This window comes from Nocardia nova NBRC 15556 (assembly GCF_001613005.1).
Lineage (GTDB): Bacteria > Actinomycetota > Actinomycetes > Mycobacteriales > Mycobacteriaceae > Nocardia > Nocardia nova.
Genome location: NZ_BDBN01000085.1, coordinates 1 through 26,187, shown reverse-complemented (window position 1 = coordinate 26,187; position 26,187 = coordinate 1). Strand labels below are relative to the sequence as shown.

At 67.6% G+C, this 26,187-nt stretch carries 23 protein-coding genes and 1 tRNA gene; 9 read left to right on the top strand and 15 right to left on the bottom strand.

Annotated elements, in window-relative coordinates; translation table 11 throughout:
• Positions 1 to 14 precede the first annotated feature (14 nt).
• Complete coding sequence (locus NN2_RS28555) at positions 15 to 632, top strand: ClpP family protease (RefSeq protein ID WP_063017515.1); 618 nt, start codon at positions 15 to 17, stop codon at positions 630 to 632.
• A gap of 10 nt (positions 633 to 642) precedes the next feature.
• Entirely contained in the window at positions 643 to 1,233 is a 591-nt protein-coding gene (locus tag NN2_RS28550) for a ClpP family protease (RefSeq protein WP_039777002.1), read from the top strand.
• Between the two features lie 49 nt (positions 1,234 to 1,282).
• On the opposite strand, the gene NN2_RS28545 is transcribed toward NN2_RS28550, so the two are convergent.
• The 5 genes from NN2_RS28545 to NN2_RS28525 all read right to left on the bottom strand — a co-directional run bounded on the left by NN2_RS28545 (position 1,283) and on the right by NN2_RS28525 (position 4,840).
• Complete coding sequence (locus NN2_RS28545; protein ID WP_082857344.1) at positions 1,283 to 1,774, bottom strand: helix-turn-helix domain-containing protein; 492 nt, start codon at positions 1,772 to 1,774, stop codon at positions 1,283 to 1,285.
• A 160-nt stretch (positions 1,775 to 1,934) separates the two neighbouring features.
• Positions 1,935 to 2,381, bottom strand: coding sequence for a DUF5130 domain-containing protein (locus tag NN2_RS28540; RefSeq protein WP_104364151.1), 447 nt, complete (start codon positions 2,379 to 2,381; stop codon positions 1,935 to 1,937).
• A 10-nt stretch (positions 2,382 to 2,391) separates the two neighbouring features.
• Positions 2,392 to 2,670, bottom strand: coding sequence for an aa3-type cytochrome oxidase subunit CtaJ (gene ctaJ / locus NN2_RS28535; RefSeq protein ID WP_030512693.1), 279 nt, complete (start codon positions 2,668 to 2,670; stop codon positions 2,392 to 2,394).
• Between the two features lie 50 nt (positions 2,671 to 2,720).
• Entirely contained in the window at positions 2,721 to 4,304 is a 1,584-nt protein-coding gene (locus NN2_RS28530) for a glycoside hydrolase family 13 protein (RefSeq protein ID WP_063017534.1), read from the bottom strand.
• Between the two features lie 131 nt (positions 4,305 to 4,435).
• Positions 4,436 to 4,840, bottom strand: coding sequence for a globin (locus NN2_RS28525; RefSeq protein WP_030512691.1), 405 nt, complete (start codon positions 4,838 to 4,840; stop codon positions 4,436 to 4,438).
• 344 nt (positions 4,841 to 5,184) lie between these two features.
• On the opposite strand from NN2_RS28525, the gene NN2_RS28520 reads away from it, so the two are divergent.
• On the top strand, positions 5,185 to 5,904 hold the full coding sequence (locus NN2_RS28520; protein ID WP_227462928.1) for an HNH endonuclease: 720 nt from the start codon (positions 5,185 to 5,187) through the stop codon (positions 5,902 to 5,904).
• A 117-nt stretch (positions 5,905 to 6,021) separates the two neighbouring features.
• Positions 6,022 to 6,963, top strand: a complete 942-nt coding sequence (locus tag NN2_RS28515; protein ID WP_063017511.1) for an NAD-dependent epimerase/dehydratase family protein — start codon at positions 6,022 to 6,024, stop codon at positions 6,961 to 6,963.
• A gap of 15 nt (positions 6,964 to 6,978) precedes the next feature.
• Here the strand turns inward: NN2_RS28515 and NN2_RS28510 are convergent, their stop codons facing one another.
• From NN2_RS28510 to NN2_RS28480, 7 genes are all read right to left on the bottom strand, one after another.
• A complete protein-coding gene (locus NN2_RS28510; protein WP_063017531.1) occupies positions 6,979 to 7,632 on the bottom strand; it encodes a DUF8185 domain-containing protein in 654 nt (217 codons plus the stop codon).
• A gap of 32 nt (positions 7,633 to 7,664) precedes the next feature.
• Positions 7,665 to 8,084: an acyl-CoA thioesterase gene (locus NN2_RS28505; RefSeq protein ID WP_030512687.1), complete on the bottom strand. Its 420-nt coding sequence runs from the start codon at positions 8,082 to 8,084 to the stop codon at positions 7,665 to 7,667.
• 198 nt (positions 8,085 to 8,282) lie between these two features.
• On the bottom strand, positions 8,283 to 13,184 hold the full coding sequence (locus tag NN2_RS28500; protein WP_063017509.1) for an NAD-glutamate dehydrogenase: 4,902 nt from the start codon (positions 13,182 to 13,184) through the stop codon (positions 8,283 to 8,285).
• Positions 13,185 to 13,431: 247 nt separating this feature from the next.
• The gene (gene ettA, locus NN2_RS28495; RefSeq protein ID WP_030517883.1) at positions 13,432 to 15,108 is read right to left on the bottom strand and encodes an energy-dependent translational throttle protein EttA; all 1,677 of its coding nucleotides are present in this window, start codon (positions 15,106 to 15,108) and stop codon (positions 13,432 to 13,434) included.
• 75 nt (positions 15,109 to 15,183) lie between these two features.
• Positions 15,184 to 15,693 (bottom strand): single-stranded DNA-binding protein, encoded by a 510-nt coding sequence (locus tag NN2_RS28490; protein WP_082857342.1) that lies wholly within the window; start codon positions 15,691 to 15,693, stop codon positions 15,184 to 15,186.
• Positions 15,694 to 15,855: 162 nt separating this feature from the next.
• A complete protein-coding gene (locus NN2_RS28485) occupies positions 15,856 to 16,806 on the bottom strand; it encodes a threonine/serine dehydratase (RefSeq protein WP_082857341.1) in 951 nt (316 codons plus the stop codon).
• Positions 16,803 to 18,839 (bottom strand): bifunctional copper resistance protein CopD/cytochrome c oxidase assembly protein, encoded by a 2,037-nt coding sequence (locus tag NN2_RS28480; RefSeq protein ID WP_063017507.1) that lies wholly within the window; start codon positions 18,837 to 18,839, stop codon positions 16,803 to 16,805. Before NN2_RS28480 ends, NN2_RS28485 begins: the two co-directional genes overlap by 4 nt.
• Before the next feature lie 182 nt (positions 18,840 to 19,021).
• Here NN2_RS28480 and NN2_RS28475 point away from each other — a divergent pair.
• The 5 genes from NN2_RS28475 to NN2_RS28455 all read left to right on the top strand — a co-directional run bounded on the left by NN2_RS28475 (position 19,022) and on the right by NN2_RS28455 (position 24,271).
• Positions 19,022 to 19,095: transfer RNA gene (locus tag NN2_RS28475), tRNA-Arg, on the top strand.
• Between the two features lie 328 nt (positions 19,096 to 19,423).
• Complete coding sequence (locus NN2_RS28470; protein WP_063017505.1) at positions 19,424 to 21,250, top strand: glycoside hydrolase family 15 protein; 1,827 nt, start codon at positions 19,424 to 19,426, stop codon at positions 21,248 to 21,250.
• Positions 21,247 to 22,620, top strand: a complete 1,374-nt coding sequence (locus tag NN2_RS28465) for a glucose-6-phosphate dehydrogenase (RefSeq protein WP_063017497.1) — start codon at positions 21,247 to 21,249, stop codon at positions 22,618 to 22,620. The genes NN2_RS28470 and NN2_RS28465 overlap by 4 nt, the downstream gene beginning before the upstream one ends.
• 6 nt (positions 22,621 to 22,626) lie before the next feature.
• Positions 22,627 to 23,154, top strand: coding sequence for a gluconokinase (locus tag NN2_RS28460; protein ID WP_030517877.1), 528 nt, complete (start codon positions 22,627 to 22,629; stop codon positions 23,152 to 23,154).
• 301 nt (positions 23,155 to 23,455) lie between these two features.
• Complete coding sequence (locus NN2_RS28455; RefSeq protein WP_063017495.1) at positions 23,456 to 24,271, top strand: enoyl-CoA hydratase/isomerase family protein; 816 nt, start codon at positions 23,456 to 23,458, stop codon at positions 24,269 to 24,271.
• Here the strand turns inward: NN2_RS28455 and NN2_RS28450 are convergent.
• From NN2_RS28450 to NN2_RS28440, 3 genes are all read right to left on the bottom strand, one after another.
• Complete coding sequence (locus NN2_RS28450) at positions 24,253 to 24,672, bottom strand: PPOX class F420-dependent oxidoreductase (protein ID WP_063017493.1); 420 nt, start codon at positions 24,670 to 24,672, stop codon at positions 24,253 to 24,255. The two genes, NN2_RS28455 and NN2_RS28450, sit on opposite strands and share 19 nt — an antisense overlap.
• Positions 24,673 to 24,721: 49 nt before the next feature.
• Complete coding sequence (locus NN2_RS28445) at positions 24,722 to 25,282, bottom strand: DUF2165 domain-containing protein (protein WP_063017487.1); 561 nt, start codon at positions 25,280 to 25,282, stop codon at positions 24,722 to 24,724.
• A gap of 103 nt (positions 25,283 to 25,385) precedes the next feature.
• Positions 25,386 to 26,187, bottom strand: an 802-nt coding sequence (locus NN2_RS28440) for a cytochrome P450 (RefSeq protein WP_082857340.1), incomplete at its 5' end; no start/stop codon positions are given.

The window sequence follows — 26,187 nt, the reverse complement described above, 5'->3', positions numbered from 1 at the left end:
GGCACCGTGGGCGTATGGCTCACGACGACAACAAGATTCCGTTGTTCAGTTGGCGGTCGCGCGAGCAGCTGCTCAGCCGCCGCATCCTCGTCCTCGACGGCGGGCTCGACGACGACAACGGCACGCTGCTCACGACCCAGATGCTCACCCTCGCGGCCGAAGACCCCGACGCCGACATCTCACTGTGGATTCACTCGCCGGGCGGGTCGGTGCCGTCGATGCTCGCGATTCGCGACGTGATGCGACTGGTGCCGTGCCGGGTGTCGACGCTGGCGCTCGGATTGGCCTGCAGCGCAGGACAATTCCTGCTCTCGGCCGGAACTCGCGGCCGCCGCTACGCACTGCCGCACGCCCGCATCCTCATGCATCAGGGGTCGGCGGGCATCGGCGGCAGCGCGGGCGAGGTGGAGGTGCAGGCCGACGATCTGCGCCACACCGTGAACACCGTGCTCGGACTGATCGCCGAGGACACCGGGCAACCGTTCGACCGCATCTACGAGGATTCACTGCACGACCGCTGGTTCACCGCGACCGAGGCCCGGGAGTACGGCTTCATCGACCACATCGTCGACTCCTTCGACCAGGTCATCCCGCAACGCCAGCGCATCGGAATCTCGGCCGGGAACGCATAGGGGGCACGACATGACCAGCTACACCATTCCCAATGTCATCGCGCAGCATCCGCGCGGCGAGCGGATCATGGACGTCTACTCGCACCTGCTCACCGAGCGCATCGTCTACCTCGGCACGCCGATCGATTCCGGGGTGGCGAATGCGCTGATCGCGCAGATGCTGCATCTGGATGCCGAGAGCGCCGGCCAGGAGATCAACCTCTACATCAACTGCGAGGGCGGCGATCTGTCGGCGATGCTGGCGATCTACGACACCATGCAGCACATTTCGTCTCCGGTGGCGACCACGTGTGTCGGCCAGGCCATCGCGGTCGGCGCGGTGCTGCTGGCCGGCGGCGCGGCGGGCCGGCGGGCGATGCTGCCGCATGCGCGCGCCGTCCTGCATCAGCCGGCGACCCGCGGACAGGGAGCGATCCCCGATCTCATCATCCAGGCCGACGAACTCGTCCGGATGCGCGCCGAAATCGAGACGATCCTGTCCCGCCACACGGGCCAGGACGTCGCGACGCTACGACACGACACCGATCGCGACCGGGTGTTCACCGCGCAGGCAGCGGTGGAATACGGTTTGGCCGACACCATCCTCGGCGCCCGGACCTGACCGGATCGCGGTGAGCGCTCGCCGGTCCCCAGTGCGGCGCGGCGCGGACTCAGGCGGCGCGGGCGAACATGGTGGGGCCGGCCGGTGGGCGGGCGGCCAGCGGGCGTACCGGCGCCAGGCGAGTGGCACGCAGCAGGTCGGCGGCGATCTCCGCGGTCAGTTCGCCCAATGTGGTGCCGAGCGCACCGGCGAGCGCGGCGATCATCTCGCTCGAAGGTTCCTTGCGACCGCGTTCGATCTCCGACAGATACTGCGGTGAAATCCCGGCTCGGTTCGCCGTTTCGGTCAACGTCTCGCCGTGGTCGTGGCGCAGTTCGCGCAACCGTTCGCCGAGTACCTCACGCCACAGCGGTTCCCGGGCGGTGCGGGACTCCCGAGGCCGCCCGGGGCGCGACGGCACCGACCGCAGCACGTCTCGCTGCGGTCGAGGATCGGTTTCGGCCGGCGGTGCGGACTCTGCCGCAGTGTCCGCACCGGTCGAGGACGGGGACTCGAGGTCACGTCCGCCGGGGATCGAATGCAGTTGCGGATACTCGGCCATGCGGTGAGCCTACGGCCACCGGCGGGCCGGGACCGCTCGCTTACGCTCACAGCGTATTTCGGGTCGTCCGCATACAGCCGCACCCCTCCCCGGTCGTTCCGGGAAGGGGTGCGTGGCCCTGATGCGAACCGGCGCGAGCGTGCCGATCAGTGCGAACGAATCAGCTCGGGCGGCCGATCGCGGACGCCATCACGCGGACGGCGGAGACGACTCCGTCGATGAGCTGGCCCTGCCGCAGCGACGCGAGCGCCGCGGTGACGCCCAGCTGGCAGACCCGGTCGTTCACGCGGTCGGCGACATCGCGACCGGAACGAACCTCGACCGCCTTGTCGTTGGGCGAGACGGCGATGAGCACCGAACGTGCCGCCTCGGGGGTCGACGGAAACACCGCGTCGGCGCCGGCGGCGGCATCCACGCCCAGATCGCCGATGTAGATGTTGAACCGGACCTTGGTAGTGCGGGTCGCCTCGGTGAGGGTGTTGTCCATCAGCAGCCGCTCATGATCGTTGAACGGCGCTTCCTTGAACACGTCACCGGCTTCGTGCACGCCGGATACCCGGCCGCTGGGGGTGATGGCGTACCCGTGCGGCAGGGTGGACGGGTCCACCACAGGCCAATTAGAAGTTGCCACTTGCCCGGCCTCCGATCAGATCTGCCCCGGTGGATTCGATGGCCGCATGGTGCCCATGCGACGACTCAGCGACACCGTGACCGAATGCGGTCACCTCATCGGTCGCGCTCCACAGCACCGGCTCAGCGGTCCACTTCTTCCCGAGGTCGTAGTGGACCGGCTTCTCGCCGGGCAGCGGTTTGCCGAGGAACGACAGTCCGGCGATCACCGCGTAGATCACCAGCGGGATGCCGAGAAAGATCAGCACTGTTTCGAGAATGCTCACGGATCAACGGTAGACGATCGTGGTTTGCCGCTCCGCGCCGAGCCGTCGTGTCACACCAACCAGGCCGCGGACTCCGGTGCGAGCAGGCCATCGTGCAGCGGCACGCTCGTCAGCAGCACCGTGCCCGGCGGCAGTGCGATCGGGTCCGCGGAGGCGTTGAGCACACAGATCAGTCCGCCCGGCCGGCGGAAGACGAGACAGCCGGGCGGCCCGCCGAGCCAGTCGACGGTATCGCCGTCGAATTCGTCTCGGGTGCGGCGCAGTCCGAGGGCGGTCCGATACAGCGACAGCGTCGAGGCGGGCGATTCGAGTTGCGCCGCCACGGTGCGATCGGCCCACTCCGGCGGAATGGGCAGCCAGGAGGCGGGGCCCTCGGTGAATCCGAAGGGCGGACGCACCCCCTCCCATGGGAGCGGCACCCGGCAGCCGTCACGCCCGCGTTCGGTGTGCCCGGAGCGTTCCCAGACCGGGTCGGCAAGCACGTCCTCGGGCAGGTCGTCGACATTCGGCAGCCCCAGTTCGGCGCCGTTGTAGACGAAAACCGCACCCGGAAGCGCGAGTTCGACCATGATCATCGCCCGGGCGCGAGCGATGCCGGACGCGCCGCCGCCGTAGCGGGTCACCTCCCGCTCGATGTCGTGGTTGGACAGCGTCCAGGTCGGGACGGCGCCGACCTGCGCCACCGAGTCCAGCGAATTCTCCGCTGCCGCACGAATTTTCACCGCGTCGAACGGCGTCTCGGCAAGCCGGAAATTGAAGGCGAGGTGCAGTTCGTCCGGACGCACGTACTCGCCGAAGCGGACGTTGTCCTCGACCCACACCTCGCCGATCGACACCGCGTCCGGATACTCGTCGACCACCTTGCGCAGCCGACGGTGGATGTCGTGGACCCCCGGATTGTTGAAGCGCGGATCGCTGTCGTCGTGCACCAGCAGTTTCGCGTCGGCGTCCGGCGTATGGGCCGCCGACGGGTCGGCGGAGAGGCCGACCGCGGCCACCACGGCCGGATCCATATCGGGCAGTCCGGGCGGTTTGGCCATGCCGTGCGCCACATCGATGCGGAAGCCGTCGACGCCGCGATCGAGCCAGAACCGCATGGTCTGCTCGAAGTCGGCGACCACCTCTGGATTGTCCCAGTTCAGATCCGGTTGTTCCGATGCGAACAGATGCAGATACCACTGTCCCGGCGTCCCGTCGGGCTCGGTGACGCGCGTCCACGCCGGCCCGCCGAAGATGCTGGGCCAGTTGTTGGGCGGTTGCGCACCGCCGGGCCCGCGACCGTCGCGGAAGATGTAGCGGGCTCGCTCGGCACTGCCGGGTGCGGCCGCCACCGCGGCGGCGAACCACGGGTGGCGGTCGCTGGTGTGGTTGGGCACCAGATCCATCGTCAACCGGATACCGCGTTCGTGGGCCTCGGCGATCAGCCGGTCCATCGTCGCCAGGTCACCGAAGAGCGGATCGATATCGCGCGGATCGCTCACGTCGTACCCGCCGTCGGCCATCGGCGACCGCATCACCGGACAGATCCACAGTGCGTCGACGCCGAGCAGTTCCAGATAGCCGAGCCGGTCGCGGATGCCGGCGAGATCGCCGATCCCGTCGCCGGAGGAATCGGCGAACGAGCGCGGATAGATCTGATAGAAGACCGCCGAACGCCACCACGGCGGCGTCGATTCCTCCGCGTGCCCGGCGACGACCCCCGCCGCGTCGAGCTCAGCCTGCTCCCCGGCCGATGACGATGTCACAGTCGTGTCCCCGGCTCGGCTCACATCGGGGAATTCATCAGCGAATTCGCGGCCATCTCCAGGTAGTCGAGCAGCGCACGCCGGTGTTCGTCGTCGAGAACGTCCGGCTCGATTTCGGCAATCGCGATATGCATGCAGCGCAACCACGCATCGCGCTGAAGTGGTCCGATACTGAACGGCATATGCCGCATGCGCAGCCGCGGATGTCCGCGTTCGTCGGAATAGGTGCGCGGGCCGCCCCAGTACTGTTCGAGGAACATGCGCAATCGGCGCTCGGCCGGGCCGAGGTCCTGCTCCGGATACATCGGCCGCAGGATTTCGTCGGCGGCCACCTCCCGATAGAACGCCGCGACGATCCGCCGGAACGTTTCCGCCCCGCCGACCGCCTCGTAGAACGATGTCGCCGTCTGTTCGCCGGAAGTCATCGACCCTCTCGATCTGCTCGCCTGCCCGTATCCGCCCACCATTGTGCCCGCACCGCCCGCGGACGGCCCACCCGTGCGGGAGCCGCCCGACGGTCACCGGCGGATCACGCGACGTTCAGACGACGGTCGCCGGAGGGACGGCAACACGGCAGATAATCGCCTCCGACACCGGTATCCGAGCATCGGATACCGAGCCGCACCGCGTCGACCACCGGCGATCCGCGTACCCGGCCCGAATTTCGGCACCGAAATCACTGTGCACACGGGCACGTTCCGTGGTCAACTTGGTGACAGTGTCTGCCGATCAGCACACGAACCGACCTAGCAGAATTCGGGGTCCATCAATGAAGCAGCGGCACGGCGCCCGGTCACACGAGGCGAGAACGCACCGACAACTCCAGCCCGCCGATGTCCACAATCGTGGGTCGGGGGCTACTCCGCTGCATATCCTCTCCGCATATTCCTCTCCGGGACATCCGTCCTCGTCACCGGGACGTTCGTCCCCGGGTGCGATCGCGCACCGAAATACCGAATCCGCAGCTACCGCCTGGGTGAAGAACCGGGTGCTGCTTCTGAATGCCACCTACGAGCCACTGACCGCACTGCCCGCCCGGCGGGCCATCGTGCTGCTGGTCTGTGACAAGGCCGATACCGTTCATCACAATCCCGAGGGCCCGGTCGTCCACTCCGCCGGCGCCTCGGTCGCGCTGCCGTCGGTCATCCGGCTGCGCAGCTACGTGCGGGTGCCCTACCGCGCCCGGGTCCCGATGACCCGGGCGGCACTGATGCATCGGGATCGTTATCGCTGCGCCTACTGCGGCGGAAAGGCCGAAACCATCGACCATGTCATTCCACGTAGTCGTGGGGGCGCGCATTCCTGGGAGAACTGCGTAGCCTCCTGCGCTCCCTGTAATCACCGCAAGGCCGACAAACTCCTGAGCGAGTTGGGCTGGACGCTCATGCACCCCCTGGTCTCGCCGACCGGGCCGCATTGGCGGTTGCTGTCGACCACGTCGGATCTGGATCCGGTGTGGTTGCAGTACTTGGGCGAGGGCGCTGCCTGACCCTTTCGCGGCGCAACGATCACAATAGTGAGCGCCGCTCTTGATTTCTCTACGGACATAGGGCAGACTCGTCCATGAACTCAAGAGCAGTGCTCACTGAAGTGATTGGAGCCCACAATGTCGGATCTGCATGTGGTCACCGGAGCCGGACCCGTCGGCACCACGATCGCCGAACAACTCGCCGCCACCGGCGTGACGGTCCGCATCCTGACCCGGTCGGGCAGCGGTCCGGATCATCCGCTCATCGAGCGGCGCCCGGTGGACGTCAACGATCGGCACCAGCTCGCCGCCGCGGTCGACGGCGCCACCGCGATCTACCACTGCATCCACGCCTCGCGATACTCCGCACGGACTTGGCGGGCGGAACTGCCCGGCGCCGAACAGACGATCCTGGACGTCGCCGGACGCGCGGGCGCGGTCGTGGTGTTTCCGGAGAGCCTGTACTCCTACGGCCCGGTCGACCGGCCGATGACCGAAGATATGCCGCGCACCGCCGATTTCGGCAAGCCGGCGATCCGCGTGCAACTCCTGCGCGCCCGCGAAGCGTCGCCGACGCCGACGGTCAGTGTGGCGGCCTCCGATTTCATCGGGCCGCATGTGCGGACCTCGCATGCCGGTGACCGCATGGTGCCGAATATCTTGGCGGGCAAGACCGTTCAGATCTTCGGCAAGGCCGATCTGCCGCATTCGTTCACCTATATGCCCGATCTCGCCGCCGCCATGATCCGGGCGGCCGCGGACAGCTCCGTGTGGAACACCTTCCTGCACGCGCCGACCGCCCCGGCCGTCACGATGCGCGAACTGGTCGCCGCACTGGCCGAGGCGGCTCGGATGCCGATGCCGAAAGTTGTTGCGCTGCCCGGCTGGACGCTGCGCACGGCCGGCGTCGTGAGCTCGATGATGCGGGAGCTGGCGGAGATGAACTACCAGTTCGAGCGGCCCTTCCGGCTCGATTCCACGGACAGTGAACGACTGCTCGGCCTGGCACCGACACCGCTGCCGGAGGTCGCGGCCGGAACGGTCGCGTGGTGGAAAACCGCGGTGGCGGAAGGAAAGTGAACGAGGCGGCGCCGGTCACCCGGCCAGCAGCGGCCCGCTGCGACGACGGGCGACCGAGCCGTACCGGGCGTCCAGCCGCAGCCAGGTGCGGGTGGCGCGCACCCGCACGGTCTCGCTGGGCGCGATGCGTCGAGAGTCTGCTTCGCCTCCGGCGTGCGGAATGAAATCCATTGCGGTGAGCGCGAAGACGACTCGCATCGGCACCTCGACCCGCTCGTCGCCGCCGGTGACGGTCAGCACCGTCTGCTCCAGCAGCGAGGCCGGTGGGCCCTGCCCGCCACTGTGTTCGGCGGCCACCTGCGCGCCGCGTTCGGCGAGTTCGACCAGGCTCCGGGCCGGAACATCGTCGATATGGGCGAAGCCCACAGCAGGCGGCAGGGCGGTGCGCCAGGCCGAATCCATCGAATACCCCACCTCGATGCGCCCGTCGGCGCCGGGCCGCTCGAGTCCCGACAACGCGGCGTCGCCGGCGACGGTGACGTCCGCGACGTCCAGTTCGCCGACCACCGTGCGCGCGGCCAGTACCTCGAATCCGGTGGCCGTCCAGGCGGTGACGTAGCGATCGCCGCGGCGATGCAGCCGCACGACGGCAGCCGGATCCAGGCGGATCGCGTGGGTGAGAAAGGTTGCGAGATTCTCCCGCTCGGCGGGATCGGATATGCGCAGCATCGAACCGATGTCGTCCGTGAGTGTCGTCGCCGCTATTCGGCCCGCCACAGGCTCAGATAGTCCCGTTCGTCGTCGGTGAGCCGGCGCAGCCGCTGGGTGTCGATATCGAAGGCCGCGATCTGCGTGGTGGCAACGACGGCCGGCGGTGAATCCAGTGCCACGCCGTTCGCGCGGACCTCGTAGCCGATGGTGAAATCCACCGCGCGCAGCTGTTCGATCCACATCGCCACATCCAGCGGGGTGTCCTCGTGCCGGAGCTGGCCGCGGTAGCGGACGTGCAGATCTGCCAGCACACAGCCGGTACGCAGCCCGGCAGTGGGCCGCTCCCCCTCGAACAGCCACGGAATCCGCGCCTCCTCGAGCAGCGTCACCATGCGGGCATGGTTGATGTGCTGGAAGACGTCCATATCCGACCATCGGACATCGACCTTCGCGTGAAATCGTTTGGGCAGGACGACGGTGCCTCCCGCTCTGGGGGCTCCGTTCACCGAGCCGACACTGGTCACGCTGTTCACCTCCGATCGGATTACCGCCCCGCGCGCATCGTGTGGCGGTGCCGGCGCGGGCGGTCGAGCAAGCCGAAGTGGCGTCCGGCTTCGCGCCGGGACCGCTTCGGCTAACAAGTATGCAGTTCGCGGCGCAACCGCCGATCAGCGAGGCACCTCCGACTGGGCCCCCACCCCGCTGACCATGCTGCGGACCTGCCGCGCCGCCACCGAGAGGGTCGCCAGGTCGTGCGCTCCGGAGGCGAACAATTCCGACAGCGCCGCTCGCGCGCGGCCGAGCCGGGATTGGTTCTTCGACTCCCAGTACGCGATCTTCTCCTCCGCGGTCTCCTCGGGATCGCCGGCGGACAGCACGTCCAGGGTGAGCGACCGCAGTGACCCGTACATATCGTCGCGCAGGGCGAGCCGGGCCAGCGCGTGCCAGCGATCACCGCGCTCGAGGTGGCTGACGGCCTGCAGCAGCCAGTCGATCTTGAGGTGCTCGTTGAGCGCGTAGTAGAGGGCGCCGACCTCCTCGCCACTGCGGTCGGTGATATCCGCGATATCGACGACATCGAGCAGCGGGAACAGGTTGAGCAGACCGAAGACCTCGGTGGCGAGGTCCTCCGGTACGCCACGCGAGACGATCTTGGCCGAAGCTTCGGACAGCGTGTCGAGGTGATGGCCGCGCAACCACCCCGGAACCTTCGGCGCGAGTTCGCGCACCGGACCGCTGTAGCGGTGGATTTCCGCACCGACCGCGACCGGCTGCGGGCGGTTGCTCAGCAGCCAGCGCGACGCACGGTCGAGGGTCCGCTTGGTTTCCAGCTCCAATTCGTCCTTCACCGCCGTCGGCACGTCGGCCGCGCGAATGCGCTCCCACAGCGAATGGAGGTCGAAGATCTGGCTGGTGGCCGCGAAGGCGCGCACCACATCCGTTGCGCTGGCGCCGATTTCCTCGTTGAGCCGGTGCGCGTAGGTGATGCCGCCGAGGTCGACCATCTCGTTCACCACCATGGTGGTGACGATCTCGCGGCGCAGCCGGTGGCGTTTGATGGCACCGCCGAATCGCTGCCGCAGCGCTGCCGGGAAGTACTTCGGCAACCGGGCGGCGAAGTACGCGCTGTCGGGCAGATCGCTGTCGAGCAGATCGGCCTTCAGCGACAACTTCACATGCGCCAGGAGATTCGCCAGTTCCGGCGAGGTGAGACCGGTCCCCGCCTCGGCACGGCGCGCGAGTTCCTTCGTGGAGGGCAGAGCCTCCAGTTCCCGATCCAGACCTCGCCGCTGTTCCAGGTCCTCGATCACCCGCATGTGCACGTTGAGCATGCGCGGCGCCTCGGTGCGCGACATCCCCATCAGGAAGTTCTGGGAGACGTTGTCCCGCAACACCATTTCCGATACGTCGTCGGTCATCGAGGCCAGCAGCGGATTGCGGTCGCCGACCGGCAGTTCGCCGGCGGAGACGACCCCGTCCAGCAGCACCTTGATATTGACCTCGTGGTCCGAGCAGTCGACTCCGGCGGAATTGTCGAGGGCGTCGGTATTGCATTTGCCACCGAGTTTGCAGAATTCGATGCGTCCCAGAGCGGTGACGCCGAGATTGCCGCCCTCCCCGATGACGCGCACGCGCAGATCGCTCGCATTCACGCGCACCGCGTCATTGGACTTGTCGCCGACATCGCCGTTCGATTCCGTACTCGCCTTGATGTAGGTACCGATTCCGCCGTTCCACAGCAATTGCACCGGTGCCCGCAGAATGGCCCGGATCATGTCCGGCGGAGACAGGTATACGACGTCCTCGTCGAGGCCGAGGGCGCGCCGGATCTGCGGGCTCACCGGTACGGCCTTCACGGTGCGATCCCAGACGCCGCCGCCCTCGCTGATCAGCGAGGTGTCGTAATCCGCCCACGACGACCGCGCCAACCCGAACAACCGCTTCCGCTCCGCGAACGACACCCCCGCCACCGGATCCGGATCGATGAAAATATGCCGATGATCGAACGCCGCCACCAACCGAATATGCTCCGACAACAACATCCCGTTACCGAACACATCACCCGACATATCCCCGACACCCACCACCGTGAACTCCTCACGCTGGGTATCGACATTCATCTCCGCGAAATGCCGCTTGACACTCTCCCACGCACCCTTCGCGGTAATCCCCATCGCCTTGTGGTCATACCCCGCCGAACCACCCGACGCGAACGCATCACCCAGCCAGAAACCGTATTTCTTGGCGACGTCGTTGGCGATATCGGAGAATGTCGCAGTCCCCTTGTCCGCCGCGACCACCAGATAGGTGTCGTCACCGTCGCGGCGCACCACCCGCGCCGGCGGAATCACCTCACCGCTGGCGTGATCGACATTGTCGGTCACATCCAGCAGACCGCTGATGAAGGTGCGATAGCACTCCACTCCTTCGCCCTGCAGGGCCTGGCGGTCGGTTGCCGGATCGCCACTGGGCGCCGGCGGGCGTTTCACCACGAACCCGCCCTTGGCGCCGACCGGCACGATCACCGCGTTCTTCACCGCCTGCGCCTTCACCAGACCCAGAATCTCGGTCCGGAAATCCTCCAGGCGATCCGACCACCGCAAACCACCACGCGCCACCGGGCCGAAACGTAGATGGACGCCCTCGACCCGCGGGGAATATACGAAGATCTCGAACTGCGGCCGCGGCCGCGGGAGCTCCGAAATCGCGTGCGGCTCGACCTTCAGCGACAGGTAGTCACGTGGCAACCCGTCGGCGTCGACGACGTAGTAGTTGGTACGCAGCGTGGCGGTGACGACACCGAGGATGGCACGCAGAATGCGGTCGGCATCCAGGCTCACGACCTCGTTGATCCGTTCCCGCACTGCCGCACGCAGCTCGTCCGCACGATCCGCGGAGGCCGAATCGGGATCGAACATGGCCTCGAACAGTCCGACGAACAGCTGCGCGATATCCGGCGAGGCGAGCAGAACGCGAGCGATATTGGCCTGACTGTACGGAAAGTCCGCCTGCTGCAAGTACTTCGAATAGGCGCGCAGAATCGACACCGACCGCCACTGCAGTCCGGCCCGTAACACCAACTCGTTGAGGGGATCGCTTTCCGCCCGGCCGTGCCAGAGGGCGTCGAACGCCTCGGTGAAGCGCTCGCGTAATCCACGTTCCTGCGCGTCGAGGAGATCGAGCCGGTCGGCGGTTTCCACCAGCTCCGCATCCATGTTGCGGTCCAACGACATTCGCAGCAGGTCGGGTCGGGCCTGCAAACCGAAATCGTAGATCCACGCCCTCCGGCCGTCGCCGAATTCGACCTCGTAGGGCCGTTCGTCGACCACCTCGACGCCCAGGCTCTGCAACAGTGGCAACACCTGGCTCAGCGAAATACCGCTGCCGACGTACAGAGTGAATCGCCATGACCCGGGCGCGGCGTCCGGCCTGCGATACAGATGCTGATCGATGGTCTCGCCGGCGAGGCGCTCCAGCCGCACGATGTCGGCCAGCGCCCGGGAAGGTCCGAAATCCTCCTTGTACCCGTCGGGCAGTGCGGCCGCATACCGTTGCACGACAGCGGGATCCAGCACGGTGGACCGAGCCACCTCGTCGCGCAGATGATCGTCCCAGGTGCGGCTGGCCTCGGCGAGCATATTCTGAATCCGCAACCGGTTGGCCTCGGAGGTATCGACCCGAGTGCCCGGTTCGGGCAGATGCACGGTGAAGTACACGCTGGCGAGCTCGTTTTCGGACACGCGCGCCGAGTAGTCGATCGATACACCGCCCAACTCGCGAACCAGGATGTCCTGGATCTCGAGCCGAACCCGGGTGGTGTAGCGGTCGCGCGGCAAATACACCATGGCGGCCACGAAACGACCGTAGGAATCCTGGCGGAGGAACAGCCGCACCTGTCGACGCATGCCCACGCTGAGCACGGCGCTGGCGGTCCGCCGCATCGTGTCGATATCCGAGGAGAACAACTCGGTACGTGGGAAGGACTGGATCACCTCGAGCATCGCCTGGCCCGAGAACGATTCGAGATCGAATCCGCATTGTTCGATCACGGTGCGCACCCGGCGCGCGATCACCGGAATATCGAGCACGTTCTCGTGCAGGGCGGCGACGGTGAACACACCGATGAACAGATGTTCGCCGACGACCGTGCCCGAGGCGTCGGTTTCCGCGACACCGATGAAATACGGATAGACCGAGCGGTGCACCGTCGCCGGGACCAGCCCCTGGGTGAGCATCAGCAGCGGACGCCGGCCGCCGTCGCCCGGAACCTGGAAGTCGGTCCCGACGTTGGGTCGCAGGACACCGAGGCAACTGTCCGGCACGACAACGGATTTCGCTTCCGCACCGGTCGGGGGGCGACGCTGGAAGCGGGCGTAGCCGAGGAGGGTGAAATGCCCGTCTGCCAGCCAGCGGAGCAGATGCGCGCAGTCCACCAGGTCCGTGACCGGGTACGGCGAGGATCCCGCATCCGCGGTCCGGATCAGCTCGCGGGCGAGGCGATCCTGCACCGCCCGCATCGCTTCGGTATCGCCGATGACCTGACGTACGTCGGTGAGCACATCGGGCACCTCGGCCTCGATGCGCTCGAGGACGTCGCGGCTCGTGGACGGATGCAGCTGCACGTGAATCCAGGATTCGCGCAAGCCGGTGACACCGTTGCCGTCGACCTCGTGCGGGGCCGCGGAATGCAGCCGTCCCTCGTCGTCGCGCATCACCTCGAAGATCGGATGGATCACTTCGCTGACGGTGGCGCCGATCCGGGTAAGGGCCGAAGCCACCGATTCGACGAGCAGACGCATATCGTCGGTGACCAGTTGCACCGCCGCCCCGATGCCGCTGCCGTCGTCGGGGTGGTACACCCGCACGCGCGCCGCGCCCGGGGGACGTTGCAAGCCCAGTTCGAGATGCCTTCGGAAGACCAGCGCCGAACTTCCGGTGATCGCACAGTCCACATCGCCGGCATCCACGTGACGGAAGTACGCCGATTCGAGCGTTGCGAGTTCTCCCCGCAGCGGCTCCGGCAGACTCTCCGCCCACGCGTTACTGGACAATTCGGACGAGACCGTCATTTTTTTCGCCAACTCCCTCGGATTCGGTTCCGCAACAAAGTGACGCCGGGGTCGAGAGTAGCTGGGTAGCCGAGGCGCCGGGGTGTATTCCTTCTAAACCCTCGGCGACGCTCAGCTACCTCGAACGGGCCGGTTGGTACGCCCGTGTTCGCAGCCTACGCCGAGACCCGGGTAGGCCGCGATGACGTTGCGCCCCTGAGAGATTGACGCACGTCCGGGTGGTCGGTCGACTGCGCGAGCCGAAAGGTCAGTCGCGAGTCAGCTTACGGTGAGTAACGCGGTGCGGACGGGCCGCCTCCGGGCCCAGGCGCTCGACCTTGTTGGCCTCGTATGCCTCGAAGTTGCCCTCGAACCAGAACCACTTGGCCGGATTCGAGTCGTCGCCCTCCCACGCGAGGATGTGGGTACACGTGCGGTCGAGGAACCACCGGTCGTGGGAGATGACGACGGCGCAGCCGGGGAAGTTCTCCAGCGCGTTCTCCAGCGAGCCGAGAGTCTCCACATCGAGGTCGTTGGTGGGCTCGTCGAGCAGGATCAGGTTGCCGCCCTGCTTGAGGGTCAGCGCCAGGTTCAGGCGGTTGCGTTCACCACCGGACAGCACACCGGCCGGCTTCTGCTGATCCGGGCCCTTGAAGCCGAAGGCGGAAACATAAGCGCGCGAAGGCATCTCCTGATTGCCGACCTCGATGTAGTCGAGCCCGTCGGAGACCACCTGCCAGACCGTCTTCTTCGGGTCGATGCCGGCGCGGTTCTGGTCGACATAGCTCAGCTTCACCGTGTCGCCGACCTTGACCTCGCCGCTGTCGGGCTGCTCGAGTCCGACGATCGTCTTGAACAGCGTCGACTTACCGACACCGTTCGGGCCGATCACGCCGACGATGCCGTTGCGCGGCAGGGTGAACGACAGATCCTTGATCAGCTGCCGGTCGCCGAACCCCTTGTCCAGGTGCTCGACCTCGACCACCACATTGCCCAGGCGCGGGCCGTGCGGAATCTGGATCTCCTCGAAGTCCAGCTTGCGCATCTTCTCCGCTTCGGCGGCCATCTCCTCGTAGCGACCGAGGCGGGCCTTGTTCTTGGCCTGGCGAGCCTTGGCGCCCGAACGCACCCAGGCCAGTTCCTCCTTGAGCCGCTTCTGCAGCTTCTGGTCCTTCTTGCCCTGAACCTCGAGTCGCTCGGCCTTCTTCTCCAGGTAGGTGGAGTAGTTGCCCTCGTAGGGGTAGGCCCGGCCGCGGTCGAGCTCGAGGATCCAGCCGGCGACATTGTCCAGGAAGTACCGGTCGTGCGTGACCGCGAGGACCGCGCCCTGGTACTGGGCCAGATGCTGTTCGAGCCAGTTGACGCTCTCGGCGTCGAGGTGGTTGGTGGGCTCGTCGAGCAGCAGCAGATCAGGCTTGCTCAGCAACAGCTTGCACAGCGCCACCCGGCGGCGCTCACCGCCGGAGAGGTTGCCGACCGGCTCGTCCGGCGGCGGGCAGCGCAGTGCGTCCATGGCCTGCTCGAGCTGGGAGTCGATATCCCACGCGTCGGCGTGGTCCAGGTCCTCCTGCAGCTTGCCCATTTCATCCATGAGCTCGTCGGAGTAGTCGGTGGCCATGAGTTCGGCGATCTCGTTGAAGCGGTCCAGCTTCACCTTGATCTCGCCGAGGCCTTCCTCCACGTTGCCGCGGACGGTCTTCTCCTCGTTCAGCGGCGGCTCCTGCTGCAGGATGCCGACCGTGGCTCCGGGCGCCAGGAAGGCGTCACCGTTGTTCGGCTGGTCCAGTCCGGCCATGATCTTCAGCACGCTCGATTTACCGGCGCCGTTCGGACCGACGACGCCGATTTTGGCGCCCGGAAGGAAGTTCAAGGTCACATCGTCGAGGACGACCTTGTCGCCATGCGCCTTGCGAACTTTCTTCATCTGGTAAATGAACTCAGCCATGTAGGAAAGCCTATCGGTGTCGGAACCAGTGGGTCGAAACGGAGGACCGCGCGAGCGGAGCAGAGGTAACGGTAGTCATCCGGCGTCGGCGGCCGCCGCGGAGACCGGCTCGACCGTAGTCGATCCCTCGCCCGTGGCAGGTCCGGACTCGCCCGGCGGCGCCTGTGGCACCGCGTCGTCCCCTTCGGGGACAACGTGTAGGTCCGGGCCGGAGTTCCGGGCGCCGCCCCGCCGCAGCACCGGAGCGGCACAGCGGCCCAGGTCGGGCCCTAGCGCGGCGGCTCGCATCTCGAGATCGTGGCGTTGCACACCTTCCCTGGTCCGGTACTCGTTGGTGCGCAGCTGACCGTAGGCGATGATCGGATCCCCTCGACGGATGGACGCGTCGACCCCCTCCACCAGGCGGCGCCAGCAGGTCACCGTCAGAAACAGGGTGCCGCTGTCCACCCATCCGCCGGTATCGCGATCGAAGCGGCGAGCATTGCTGGCCATCCGAAAGCTGATCACCTGTTCACCACCCGGCAGGCTCCGCCGTACGGGATGTGTGACGACGGTGCCGATAACGGCGGTATTCGCCTCGTACATGGTTGTCCCCCTTCGCGATTCGACTGCGCCCCCGTCCGCGGCGCCCTCGGCCGACGTGACCTACTCAGCGTCGCCGATGCCGCGACGCCTCACCAGCCCCGGATGCGAATATGTGGACAACTCGCCTGGGTGTGAACAGGCCCCGTTCCGGAGTCCACGTGGTCAGAGGTTGCTCACGTCCGTATTGGCGCCGCACAGCACGATCACCGGCCGCTCGCCGGGCTCCGGGACATAGGCCCCACTCTGTACCGCGGCCAGGGCGACCGCGCCCGCCGGTTCCACGACCAGCCGGAATTCCCGCCACAGATATTCGCGTGCCATCGCGATCGCGTCGTCGCCCACCAGGACCGAGCCGACGCCGTAGCGAATCGCGGTATCGAGCGCGATATCGCCGATCCTGCTGGCGCCCAGCGCATCCGCCGCGATGCTGTCGACCGGCACATCGACCGGGCGCCCCGCCGACAGCGCCGCGTACAGCGTCGGCGCGCCCTTGGGTTCGACGCCTATCACTCGTGAGCGCGGGCCGAGCGCGATCGCGATACCGGCCATCAGGCCCCCGCCGCCGACCGCCATCAGCACCGGCGGCCGTCCGCGCACCTGACGCTCGATCTCGAGCCCCACCACACCGGCCCCGGCAACCACCGCCGGCAGATCGTAGGCGTGCAGTTGCAGCGCGTTCCGCTCCGCGGTCACCGCGTCGGCGTGGCGTTTGGATTCGGCATAGGTCGTTCCGTGCCACAGCACTTCCGCGCCGTATCCCCACATCGCCGCGACCTTGGTGTGCGGTGCGGTTTCCGGGACGACGACGGTACAGGCGCGGCCGCGCAACGCGCAGGCCAGCGCCGCGGCGATCCCCGCATTGCCACCGGAGGCGATCACCACCGGCCGGCCGTCGTCCTCCGACTGCAGCAGCGCGTTGAGGCTGCCCCGCACCTTGAACGTGCCGCCGTACTGCAGATGTTCGAGCTTCAGAGTGACCTTGACCGGCCCCTCGGGACCGGCCACCTCGGTGTGGAATACGGGCGTGACCCGCACGTCGTTACCCAGCCGCTCGCGGGCGGCCCGGATATCGGCGCGAAAAAGGCGCGGAATCTGCGCGGGCGCCTCGGTCACGGTTTCACCTCGCGGTCACGTTTGGCCAGTTCGGCGAACATGGCGTTGTGCGCGGCGAGGGCGGCGTCGTGGTCGCGCTCGGCGGCCCGGTCGAAGCGCTTGGCCGTGCGGTTGTCGCTGCGCGACCACTGCACCAGCAGCGCCAGCATCACCAGGACCAGCGGAATCTCACCGCTGGCCCAGGCCAGCCCGCCGCCGGTGCGCTGATCGCCGAGCAGATCGGTGTTCCAGCTCAATCCGAGCCCGCGATAGAACCACTCGCCCATCACCGTGGTCATGCTCATCAGCGCGACGCCGAAGAAGGCGTGGAACGGAAGCGATCCGAACACCATGCCGACCTTCGTGAGCGGCTGGACCTGGCGCGGTTTGGGGTCGATACCGAGAACGACCCAGTAGAACAGGTAGCCCGACACCAGGAAGTGCAGATTCATGGCCAGATGGGCGCCGTGCTCGCCGACCACCGCATCGAAGATGCCGCCCAGATACAGCGCGTAGAAGCCGAGGATGAACAACGCCGCAGCGACAGCCGGCTGGGTCAGGAAACGCGAGACCGGGTTGTGTACCGCGGCCAGCACCCATTCCCGCGGCCCGGGCGGTGCGTCGCGGCCGGCGGCGGGCAGGGCGCGCAGAGCCAGCAGCACCGGGCCCCCGAGTGCGAACAGCACCGGCGCGAGCATCGACAGCAGCATGTGCTGGGCCATATGCACGCTGAACATGGCCGGGGCGTACCGGCCCACCCCGGAACTCGTCGCGATCAGCAGCACCGCACAACCGCACAGCCACGCCACGGTCCGCCCCACCGGCCAGGCGTCGCCACGTGCGCGCAGGCGCCGCACGCCCACCAGATACAGCACCGCCAGCACGATGGCGAGGGTGCCGAACATGATGTCGAAGCGCCAGTCGAACAGGATGCGGCCGACGGTCGGCGGCCCGGCGAGGTTGTAGCCGAGTTCGACCTCCGCGGGCGAGGGCACCCGTTTGAGATCCGGCGGCGGGGTGCGGCCGAGCCCGACGGCCAGGCCGATCGTGGCCGCGAAGATCAAGATCTCGACTCCGGCGTAACTGATCAAGGCCGAGCGGTCGCGGGGATTGTCCGCCAGCGCCGGAAGGGCGCGGCGGCGCTGGAGGAATCCGGCGACACCGAGCAGGCAGAGTGCGACCGTTTTCGCGATCACCAACCGGCCGTAGGTGGTGGTGAACAATTCGTCCCACGGCACCCGCACCCAGGCGTTGAGCACACCCGACACCGCGACGACCGCGAACGCGCACGTCGCCACCAGGGAGAATCGTCGTGCGGCGAGACCGGTGTACTTTCCACCGCGTATGGCATAGGCGAGGACCGCGAACAGTCCGCCGACCCACACGGCCATGCCGACCAGATGCAGGATCAGGCTGTTCGTCGCCACATCGTGGGCGCCACCCGACGACGAATGTCCGGTCAGCGCAACCGGAATCAGGCACAGCAGCGACCAGGCGAACAATACGGGTGTCCAGCCCCAGCGCAAGGCCAGCCGGCAGCCGATGGCGAGCAGAATCGCCATGATCGCGGTGGCGCGCCAGGATCCCGCGACATCGACCTTGCCGATGGCATGCCAGATCTGATCGGGCCGCAACACCGAGCGCACGGGCTGGCCGGTGGTGTCCGACAGCGTCAACGGCACCAGCAGAGCCGAGGTCACCGCCCAGGCCAGCGCCGCGATCCCGGCGCGACGCAGGGCCCGGTAACCGCCGACATCGAGCAGACCATCGCGCTGCGGTGGGCACAGGAAGGCCGCGAACAGCAGCGACCCGACCGCGATCGCGGCCGAGAAATCGGCCACCGCCCGCACTGCGGGCAGGCCGTAGGTGGTCAGCGGGCCGGGATCGGGAATGCCGAGCAGAGTCAGCGCCTGCGCCGCGGACAGACTCACCACGATCGGCGCGACCAGCGCGGTCAGACCTACCGCCACCACCGCCAGCACCGGGAACGCCGTCGCCTCCGGCCGCACGGCCTGGGGGTCGGCTTCGACGGGCGGGTCCTGCGGTGACGACATACTATTCAGCGTAGTTGGCGGCCCACCTCACAGCCTTCCCGGCCCGAATCCGCCCCGCTCGCTGTGACGAGGGCGACAGTCGTCCACGGCGTTGTCGATGACCAGCACCGATCTGGACGCTCGCTATAATCAACTCGCTGGACACGCTGCCCTAAACCGGGCATGGTGTTTGGTACTGCCATGCCTCCGTAGCTCAGTTGGATAGAGCAAGGGCCTTCTAATCCCTAGGTCGCAGGTTCGATTCCTGCCGGGGGCGCTTTACCACTCTGACCTGCGTATATTCCGGGTTGGACTGTGGTTACCCACTCGCTTCAACGGCTAAACACCCAGGAATTTTTGCGGAAGGTCGGTCGCCGGGCGAGCCTCGCACGCCGACGGGCAGTCAGCACCGCATCCCACACCCCCGAGCCTCCGGCCGCCCTTCGGCCTGTGCGTCCCGCCGGGAAAGCCTGCGTTAGCCAGCCAGTCGATTATTCGTGGTTTCAGGCAGGTATCGGCCGCTCTGTTCCGGTTTCCCACCGGATGCCAGCTGATAGCCTTCCCTCTAGTTGTCGCCGGGCGTTCCACTCGTGGAAGGGGGTGGCGTGCACGATCCCGATCCACCGTTCCGGCCGATCCACCGGAGCGACGGGTATCTCCCGCTGGAGGACTACGGTCTGATCGGAGACGGTACGACGGCCGCGCTGGTCGGGATGGACGGTTCGATCCCGTGGCTGTGCCTGCCGCGCTTCGACACCCAACCGCTGTTCTGCGGGCTGCTCGACCATGCCCGCGGCGGCCACTTCACCGTCGCGCCGGCCGATCCTTTGGAAGGTCGCCAGCGTTATCAGCCGGACACCGGCGTGCTGGAAACCGAATTGCGCAGCGCCACCGGCGTTCTCCGAGTGACCGACGCCATGGTGGTGCGCCCCGGCTCCGATCTCGGCGACGACGCGCCCGCCGATCGCTCGGAACTGGTTCGCTCCGCGATCGTCGTCAGCGGGCACGTCCGGGTGGCGGTCGAGATCGCGCCGCAGGGGGGTGCGCAGTTGCGGCCGGTGCTCAGCGGGCTGGAGATCCGGGTCGCCTCGCAACCGAACCTGCGGCTGCATCTGCGCGCCGACCGGCCGCTGGACGGCGTGCACACCACCTTCGACCTGGTCCAGGGCGAGCGGCTGGAGCTCGTGCTGTCGTGGGGGCGCTTCCACCGCCACCATCGCTTCGACGCCGCGGCGATGCTGCGCCACACCGCCGACGCCTGGCGCTCGTGGATGCGGACGTGTGTCTACGACGGCCCCGAGCAGGCACTGGTCCGGCGCTCCGCGATCACGCTCAAACTCTGCGACCACTGGGTGAGCGGATCCGTCGTGGCGGCACCCACCTCGTCGCTGCCGGCGCCCATCGGCGGCGTCCGCAACTGGGACTATCGCTACGTCTGGATCCGCGACGCGTCGTATGCCGTCTATGCCTTGCGCCGCATCGGTTTCCGCAACGAGGCCGACGCCTTCCTGGGCTGGGTGCTCGACGCGTTCGAGCGCAGCGGCGAGCCACGCATCATGTACGACATCGACGGCGATGCGGTTCCGGACGAGATGGTGGACACCGGCCTGGAGGGCTACCGCGGAAGCGGGCCGGTGCGCTGGGGCAACGGAGCCACCGACCAGCGCCAGCACGACGTCTACGGCGAGATCCTCGACTGCGCCGACCAATGGCTGCGCACCGGCGGTGAGTTGCAGCCGCTGCTGTGGTCGAATCTGTCGGATCTGGCGGAGGCCGCGGGCCGATCGTGGCAGGAGCCGGACCAGGGCATCTGGGAAGTGCGCAGCCCGGGCCGGGTTTTCACTTATTCCGCGGCGCTGTGCCAGGTGGCACTGCACCGCGCCGCGTCGATCGGGGAACGATTCGACCTGCCGGGTCCCGTCGCGATGTGGCGCAGTACCGCGAACGAGATTCGCGAGGCGATCCTCAAGAACTCGTGGGACGAGCGGGCCCACACCCTCAGCGCCCATCTGGACGGTGGCGGCGAGTTGGATGCGAGTTTGCTGGCGCTGCCGCTGCGCCGCGTCGTGCCCGCCGATCATCCACGCATGACGGCGACGACCGAGGCGGTGGCCGATCGGCTCGGAGCCGGCGACGGACTGCTGTATCGCTACCTGCACGACGAATCACCGGACGGCCTGCCCGGCAACGAGGGCGCGTTCGTCCTGTGCAGTTTCTGGATGGTCGACAACCTCACCGCGCAGGGACGGCTCGAGGACGCCGAGCGGCTCTACACCTCCCTGTGTGCCCGCGCGAGCACCGTCGGCCTGCTCGCGGAGCAGATCGACCCGACGACCGGCACGTTCATGGGTAATTTTCCGCAGGCGTTCAGTCATATCGGCATCATTTCCAGCGGGGTGAAACTCGCGCGAGCGAAGGCAGGTGCGACATGATCACGCGTCTGGCCGTCTTCGGCGGCACCGGTGATCTCGCTGGGCGCTACCTCTTGCCGGCCGTGGCCGCCCTGTTCCAGGCCGGGCATCTGGACAGCCGTTTCGAGATGGTGTGCGCCGATCGCAAGGGCCGCAGCGACGAAGAGTTCCACGAGTGGGTGGTAGCCCAACTCGAGGAGCATGCCGCGGAGGCGCCGCCCGACGCCCGGAAGGCGGTCGCCGCCGCGACGCGGTACCGCAGGGCCGACATCCAGAACGCCGACGAGGTGGCGGCGGCGATCGCCGGCGACGGTCCGGTGGCGGTCTACCTCGCCCTGCCCCCGGCGGTGTTTCCCGCCGCGATCACGACCCTGCACGAGGTGGGACTGCCCGCGGGCAGCGGGATCGTGCTCGAGAAACCGTTCGGCGAAGACCTCGACAGTGCCGAGAAACTGAATCGGCTACTGGCCGATCTGGTGCCCGAGCGAGCCGTCTTCCGCGTGGACCACTTCCTCGCCATGACCACGGTGCAGAATCTGCTCGGCAGCAGGCTGGCCAATCGCGTCCTCGAATCCATTTGGAACAGCGCGCATATCGCCAAGGTGGAGATCGTCTGGGACGAAACCCTCACCCTCGAGGGCAGGGCCGGATACTACGACCACGTCGGCGCGCTCAAGGACATGGTGCAGAACCATCTGTTGCAATTGCTGTGCCTGATCGCCATGGAACCCCCGATCACGCTGTCCGAACGGGACCTGCGCGACCGCAAGGTCGATGTGCTGCGCTCGGTGCGTCCGCTGACCGATGCCGATGTCGCCGCCCGCACGCGTCGCGGACGGTATCTCGCGGGACGGATCGGCGATCGCGACGTTCCTTCCTACGTCGACGAGGAGGGCGTCGACCCGCGTCGCCGGACCGAGACCTTCGCCGAGGTCGAACTGACGCTGGACAGCTGGCGGTGGTCGGGAACGACCTTCGTGCTCCGCAGCGGCAAGGCACTCGGGACCGATCGCAACGAGGTCGCCGTCCATTTCCGCCCGGTCCCGCATATGCCCTTCGGCCATCAGGGAACGCCGGAGCCCAATGTGCTGCGGTTCGGGCTCGACCCCGAAAGCCTGTCGCTCGGTCTGACGGCCGTCGGCGCCACCGCCGGGACCCTGGTGCCGCTCACTCTGACCGCTCAGGTGCAACCGCCGGAGTTGCCGGCCTACGGCAGGCTCCTGCTCGACGTACTGAACGGTGACCCGGCCCTCTCGATCCGCGCGGACGAGGCCGAACAGGCCTGGCGCGTGGTGACTCCGATCCTGTCGGCGTGGTCGCGCGATGTGGTGCCGCTCGACGAGTATCCGGCCGGGTCGCAGGGACCGGCCGGCGCCGATCACAGCGAATGATCACCTGTGCCCGCGCAGACGCCCCGCCGGACGGTCCCGCCCTGCGTCGTCGTGACCGGAGTGTCGGGAACCGGCAAGACCACGACGGCCCGGCTGCTCGCCGCACGGCTCGACCTGCCGTTCGCCGACGCGGACGACTTCCATCCGCCGGCCAATATCGCCAAGATGACCGCCGGCATCGCGCTGAGCGACGCCGATCGCGAACCCTGGCTGATGTCGGTGAGCCACTGGCTGCGCGACCGCCATCTCCGCGGAGACGGCGGTGTGGTCGCCTGCTCGGCGCTCAAACGCCGCTACCGCGACATCCTGCGCTCCGCCGCGCCGGAGACCGTCTTCCTGCTCCTGATCGCCGACCGGGAAACCCTCAGCGAACGCATCTCCCACCGCCACGGCCACTACATGCCGGTATCGCTGCTCGAATCTCAGCTCGCGACACTCGAACCGCTCGAACCCGCCGAACGCGGCCTCATCCTGCACGCCGACCGGCCGCCGGACGCCGTCGCCGACCAGGCCGTCGCCTTTCTGACCGGATGATCTCGTCCCGCGCGGTGAGCGATGCTCGAAACTGTCCCCGGAACGCCTGCGGCCCACCACATCCGTGATGTGATGGGCCGGGTTGTGTCGTGATGGGTGGTCAGCCCGCGCTACCGCTGGCCCCCAGCGCAGCCAACATGTCCACGAGCACAGTCAGAAAGTCCATTCGGGTCTTACCTTTCGATTCAGCGGAGGGTGCCAGCATGCATGCCCAACGTTGCCGCAAGGTTATGCGCCGGTGAAGTCGAGTCGCCCGGGCGAGAATGGGATATCCGATAAGTGAGATTGATATTCTTACTCCATGACTGACGATCTCGGTGCGGCGGGGCTGCGATTCGAGCGCGACGGCGTGATCGGATGGTGCGTGATCGACCGGCCCGCAGCACGCAACGCGCTGACGCCGGCGATGTATTTCGGCATCAAACGTGCGGTGCACCTGGTCAATTCGGATCCGGATCTGGCGGCGTTGATCATCACAGGGACCGATGACGTGTTCGCGCCGGGCGGCGACCTGGGCGGGCGCGCCGAGCCCGGGGATGCGTTGCCGCCGGAGCTGTCGGGTCAGGATGTGCTGCCCTTCCTCGCCATCCGTGACAGCCGCGCTCCGGTGGTGTCGGCGGTGAACGGGATCTGTCAGGCGGGCGGTCTGCTCATCGCGATGATGTCCGATATCGCGGTCGCCAGCGAGCGGGCGGTGTTCCGGGTGCCGGAGCTACTGCGCGGCATTCCCGACGCCACCTACGCCGCGGTGCTGCCCGCCCATGTCGGCGTGGCGGTGGCTCGGGATCTGCTGTTGTCGGCGCGGCGATTCGACGCGGACGAAGCGCGGCGACTCGGCGTCATCAGCCGGGTGGTGGCGCACGAGCGGCTGCGCGAGGAGGCCGTCGCGGCCGTCTCCGAAATCCTGCAGACCGCACCGCAGGCCCGCGCCCAAGTGAAACGCATGCTGAACGAGCGCTACGGCAGCATCGACTATCAGACCATGTTCCTCGCCCTGGAAACCTCGCCGGAACCGCGGGAGGGAATGCGCGCCTTCATGGAAAAGCGCGCGCCGCAATGGATTCCCGAGGGGCTGCCCACGTCCGGCGAGCGCAGGCCTCAGGGCAGCATGCCGTAGGCGCGGGTGGGACGCAGACGCGCGATCACCCGGCGGTCGGCGACCATCGCGCGGCGATAGTCCGCCCAGTCCGGGTGCTCGCCGCTGAGCGCCCGGTAGTAGGCGATCAGCTCCTCGACGGTGGCGTCGTCGGCGGTCGCGGCCACCGGGGTCAGTTCGACATCGGCCTCCAGGACGGCGTAGCCCCAGAAGTCGTCACGGGTGACGTGCAGGGCCGCCCACGGCTCCCGGCGCAGATTGGCGTATTTGGCCCGGTCCGCCGTGATGGAGATCCGGATGATGCCGTCGGGGGCGACCCAGTGGGTGACGTTCGACAGCTGCGGACGCCCGTTGCGGCGCAGGGTGGTCAGGACGGACCGCGAGGTCGTACGGGCGAAGTCGAGCGCGGTGTCGAGTTCCATACGCGCTGCAACCCCGGCCGCGCGGACACTGTTCCCGCACAGCCGCAACTCATTCCGACGGCGCGGCGGCCCGTGGCGCCGAGTCGGGCAGATGTACCAGCACCAGGCCGATGCCGGCGATCAGGAAGTTCTGCAACGCCGCCGAGGAGGCGTTGACCTCCTTGTTCGCCCACATCCGGAACCACTCCCCGCCGACGGTCAGGAACGCCCCCGCGAACAGCAGCACCGCCATCGTCCAGCCGATACTGGACAGCTTCGCCGCGGTGCCGGGTCGCACCGGAACCCGGCGTGGCCGCCCGCTCAGCTCCCGCAGCCAGCAGGCCGCGGCGACGAGCAGCACGAGAGCGATCGAGAACTCCCAGATCACCACGAGGATGTAGACGACGAGCGCGATGTCGCCGTTGGTGAGGGCACGCCAGTCGGTGCCCGGATTGTGGATCGTGGCCCGCATCGAGAGCACGGCGGCCACGCCGCGGCGATTGGTGACGGTGTCGGTGCAGTTGGTGATCGCGACGAACAAGTAGTAGAAGCCGGTGATCGTCGCGAGTACCGCCGCCGCCGTCCGTCGGCTACCGAGCACGTCGAGAATTCCCGCACCGCCGATTCGCATGATGCTTACCTAAACGGTTCGGCGAAACCGCGTCAACCGCAGCGGCTTCCCATCAACGACCAAGTGCGAAGGGGCTTTTCGCCGTCGGGAGCCACAGCCGGTGCTAGGTTCGATCGGGTTCGCGGGCGACGAAGGTGATCGGCAGGCTCAGGGGCGAACGGGTGAGACCGGCGTGATACCGAATCTCCGCCCCGTCCCGGACGGCGATGTGATCCATGCGCCGCACGATCTCCTCGAGCGCCACGCGCAGGTTCAAACGGGCCAGGTTGGAGCCCGCACAGCGATGCGGGCCGGCGCCGAAGGCGAAGTGGCGGTTGCGAGTCCGGGTCGGGTCGAATCGGTCCGGATCCGGGAATTCGCCGGCGTCACGATTGGCCGAGGCCCAGTGGATGAGCATCTTGTCACCGGATTCGATGACGTGGCCGGCCAATTCGGTGTCGCGCACCGCGGTGCGGCCCACCGAGACGAACGGCGAATCCAGCCGCAGCAGTTCCTCGACGGCCTTCGGCATGAGCTCGGGGCGTTCGCGCAGCAACTGCGGGATCTCCGGTTCGCGGCAGAACCGCTCCACCATCAGTCCGAGCGCACCGGCGGTGGTTTCGAGCCCACCGAGGATGAGAAGTTGTACCGCTCCGATGGTTTCGTCCTCGGTCAGCGGCACGCCGTCGATCTCGGCGGCCAGCACCGCATCGACCACATCTCCGCGCGGCGGTTGCTCGCGCCGGGCGGCGAGAAAGCCTTTGACCCAGGCGTACAAGCCCTTCCAGCATTCGCGCGATTCGGGATGATTCGGAATCGACGACCGAGAAGCCAGTCGCGACACCGTATCGAGTTCGTCGGCGGGCGCGCCGATGGCGAGTTCGAAGAAGGCCAGACTGGGCAGCGGCCGCGCGAAGGCGTTCATG